Raw genomic sequence first — 3,246 nt, forward strand, 5'->3', positions numbered from 1 at the left:
CGACCGTCCGGCCGCGCCCTTCGCCGTCAACCAGATCGTCCACAAGACCAACAACCGCCTCGAGCATGACATCGAGGCCTGCGTGAAGTTCAAGGTGCCGGTCGTCATCACCTCGCTCGGCGCGCGCAAGGATGTCAACGATGCCATCCATTCCTATGGCGGGATCGTGCTGCACGATGTGATCGACACATGGTTTGCCAAAAAAGCCCTCGAGAAGGGCGCCGACGGGCTCATCGCCGTCTGCACCGGCGCCGGCGGCCATGCGGGCGTGCTCTCGCCCTTCGCCCTGATCCAGGAAATCCGCGAATTCTTTGATGGCCCGCTGGCCCTCTCCGGCTCCATCGCCACCGGCGGCGCCGTTGCCGCCTCGCTCGCGATGGGCGCTGACCTCGGCTATATCGGATCAGCCTTCATCTCCTGCGACGAAGCCAACGCAATGGAAGGCTATAAGGACGCCATCGTAAAATACGGCGCCGAAGACATCACCTACTCGAACCTTTTCACCGGCGTGCACGGCAACTATCTCACGCCGTCAATCATCGCCGCCGGGCTCGACCCGAAAAACCTGCCGGAAAGCGATCCCTCGAAGATGAACTTCGGCTCCGGGGGCAATACCGAAGTGAAAGCCTGGAAAGACATCTGGGGCTGCGGGCAGGGCATCGGCGCCGTCAAGGCCCGCGTCCCCACGCAGGTCTTCGTGGACCAGCTGGTGCGCGAATACGAAGACTCCCGCGCAGCCCTCGCCAAGGGCCTCGGTTTCGTCCGTAAACAGACGGTTACCGCCTGAGCTTCCGGCTCGTCATCCCGGCGAAAGCCGGGGTGACAGCGGCTACACCGCCCCCAGCAACAAGATCACCAGCCATGTCAGCGGCAGCGTCAGCGCCGCCAGCGTTGTCTGCGCGGCGATGAAGTTGGCGGCCAGCGTCGTGTCCCCGCCGAGTTCCCGCGCCAGCACATAGGAGTTCGGCGCGGTCGGCGTCGCCGCGCAGATCAGCGCGATAGCCAGCGGCAAACCCTCAAGGCCAATCGCCAGCCCGATCACCAGCGTCAGTGCCGGCAGGCCGATCAGGCGCACCAGAGACCAGGTGAATGTGCGCAAACCCGCCCGCGTCAGCGCGCCAAGGTCCACGCCTGCGCCGGCGCTCAGGAGACCCAGCGCAATCGCCGCATTCGCCAGCATTTTCAGCGTTTCGTCGGCGATCACCGGCAGGCGCAAATCAAAGCTCGCCAGCGCAATGCCGATCAGGCAGGCATAGATCAGCGGATTGCGTGTCAAGGCCAGCAGTGGGCGCGGCTTCTCGCCGGGCGGACGCTGGGCATGGCTGACCAGTGCGTACACGGAAATAACGTTGGCCACTGGAATCATCGCCGCCGCCGCGAGGCTGACCAGCGCAAGGCCTTCGTCACCGAACAACAGTCCACCCAGCGACAGGCCGATGATCGTGTTCCAGCGCACGTTCGATTGCACAATGGTGCCAGTTGCAGGTCGCGTCATGCCAGGCCAGAAGCGCGCCGTCAGACCGAACGCGCCCAGCAGCACCTGCGCCGAAATCAACGCGCCCAGCATCAGCCAGGGCGCGCCGTCAAATTCCGCATTTGCCAGTGCCCGGATGATCAGGGCGGGAAGCAATACCAGAAATGAAAGCCGGTCCAGCGCCCGGAACGCCTCTGGTGGCACAAAACCCCGCCGCGCCAGGAACTGCCCCAGCGCCACAATCAGGATCACCGGCACCAGCGCCGCAGCAAAGGCGCTCATGCGCCTTTCCCCAGCCGCTCCAGCGCTGAATGGAGAATCATCGCTGCTGCCATGGCGTCGATCCGGTCGGACCGGCGCTGCTCGGTGAACGACAGCTCGCGCACGATTTCGTCCGCCGCCACAGTCGAGTAGCGCTCGTCCTGAAAGGCCACCGGAATGTCTCGCACCTTCAGCAGGTTCGACACCAGCGTTCGCACCGATTGCACGCGCGGCCCCTGACTGCCGTCTGTGTTCAGCGGCAGGCCCACGACGAGCCCTGCGCCCTGCCGGTCATCATAGATCTCGAAAAACCGCGTCAGGGCAGGGGCCAGCTTCAGTTTCGGCACGGTCTCCACCGGGCTCGCGAGAATGCGGCTTGCATCTGTCGCCGCCACGCCCAGCGTCTTGGTGCCGGGGTCGAGGCCCAGCAGCACGCCCTTCGCGGGCAGGTCGAAGAGGTCAACTACCGGCATCGCAGGGCACATACCGCCTTGAAGCGGCTTTGCCTATGGCGTAATCGGGCCTTTCCAGAGGAGTCGGCCCATGACCGTTACCCGCGACGACGTCCGCAAAGTTGCCCGCCTGTCCCGCATCGCGGTGCCGGAAGAGCGCCTCGACGAGCTGGCCGGCGAACTGAACGGCATCATGGGCTGGATCGACCAGCTCAGCGAAGTGGATGTCGAGGGCGTCGAGCCGATGACCTCGGTGGTCGAAACAAAGCTTCCGATGCGCGACGATGTCATCACCGATGGCAACATCCAGGACCAGGTCCTCGCCAACGCCCCGCGCACGGAGCACGGCTTCTTCGTCGTGCCGAAAGCGGTCGAGTAAGCGGCCTTACATTCCGGCCCGAACCGAATTATCTTTCACTCATGGGCCAATCATGGCCCGGTTGCTGAGAGGCTGAACCCATGGCCAAGGGTCAAATGAAGTCGAAAAAAGAAGTCCGCAAACCAAAAGCGGAAAAAGTCAAAGCCAAGCTCGGCGTCCCCGTCGCGAAGCCGGGCGACATCAAGGGCATGGAGCATCTGAAGCGGTAATCCGCAGAGCCCTTTCATCAATCCCGGCCAGCCCCCGAAGGAGGCAAGACCCCGGGCTTTCACTGTATGCGAAAGCCCTCGATGGCAGGAGGCCACTGAGGGTCCATCACCCGCGCTCTCCCTCCTCGCAACGGCCGCTTGTCGTCATCCCGGTTTTGCAGCTTGCTGCGAAGACCGGACCCGGCGAAAAAAAGCTAGTCTGGGTCCCTGAGTATCAGCTCCGCAAATCCCGGGACGACGGCCAGTTTATCAGGTGATCTGAAACGCCTACTTCGCCGGATTGATCAGGTACTTCGTCCCCGTCGCCTTGGCATTGTAAGCCTGAAGCGTCTTCAGATCGAGCGCCTCGGCCAGCGAGATTTCCGCCGTGTAGTGGCTCGCAAATGTCGTCGTCAGCTCGTCCACCACGCGCTGGCGCATCCTGGCGCGCACTTCCGGACCAACCTTCTGCAGGAACGGTGTCAGGAGGTA

5 protein-coding genes and 1 pseudogene are annotated in these 3,246 nt (G+C 63.6%); 3 read left to right on the forward strand and 3 right to left on the reverse strand.

Annotated features, from left to right (window positions below; genetic code table 11):
* Window positions 1-787: NAD(P)H-dependent flavin oxidoreductase (locus WEA77_RS08745; RefSeq protein WP_368067488.1), on the forward strand; the 787-nt coding region annotated here is incomplete at its 5' end.
* Window positions 788-829: 42 nt separating this feature from the next.
* On the opposite strand, the gene WEA77_RS08750 is transcribed toward WEA77_RS08745, so the two are convergent.
* Both WEA77_RS08750 and ruvX read right to left on the reverse strand, forming a co-directional pair.
* On the reverse strand, window positions 830-1,756 hold the full coding sequence (locus WEA77_RS08750) for an AEC family transporter (protein WP_368067489.1): 927 nt from the start codon (window positions 1,754-1,756) through the stop codon (window positions 830-832).
* Window positions 1,753-2,208 carry a Holliday junction resolvase RuvX gene (ruvX, locus tag WEA77_RS08755; protein ID WP_368067490.1) on the reverse strand — a complete coding sequence of 152 codons (456 nt, stop codon included), beginning with the start codon at window positions 2,206-2,208 and terminating at the stop codon, window positions 1,753-1,755. The genes WEA77_RS08750 and ruvX overlap by 4 nt, the downstream gene beginning before the upstream one ends.
* A gap of 70 nt (window positions 2,209-2,278) precedes the next feature.
* Between ruvX and gatC the strand changes: the two genes are divergently transcribed.
* Window positions 2,279-2,566 (forward strand): Asp-tRNA(Asn)/Glu-tRNA(Gln) amidotransferase subunit GatC, encoded by a 288-nt coding sequence (gene gatC / locus WEA77_RS08760; RefSeq protein WP_368067491.1) that lies wholly within the window; start codon window positions 2,279-2,281, stop codon window positions 2,564-2,566.
* An 80-nt stretch (window positions 2,567-2,646) separates the two neighbouring features.
* A complete protein-coding gene (locus tag WEA77_RS08765) occupies window positions 2,647-2,775 on the forward strand; it encodes a hypothetical protein (RefSeq protein ID WP_368067492.1) in 129 nt (42 codons plus the stop codon).
* A gap of 267 nt (window positions 2,776-3,042) precedes the next feature.
* Here the strand turns inward: WEA77_RS08765 and WEA77_RS08770 are convergent.
* A pseudogene (locus WEA77_RS08770) lies at window positions 3,043-3,246 on the reverse strand (NADH oxidase); the annotation flags it as partial.

The organism is Hyphomonas sp. (genome assembly GCF_040882205.1).
Lineage (GTDB): Bacteria > Pseudomonadota > Alphaproteobacteria > Caulobacterales > Hyphomonadaceae > Hyphomonas.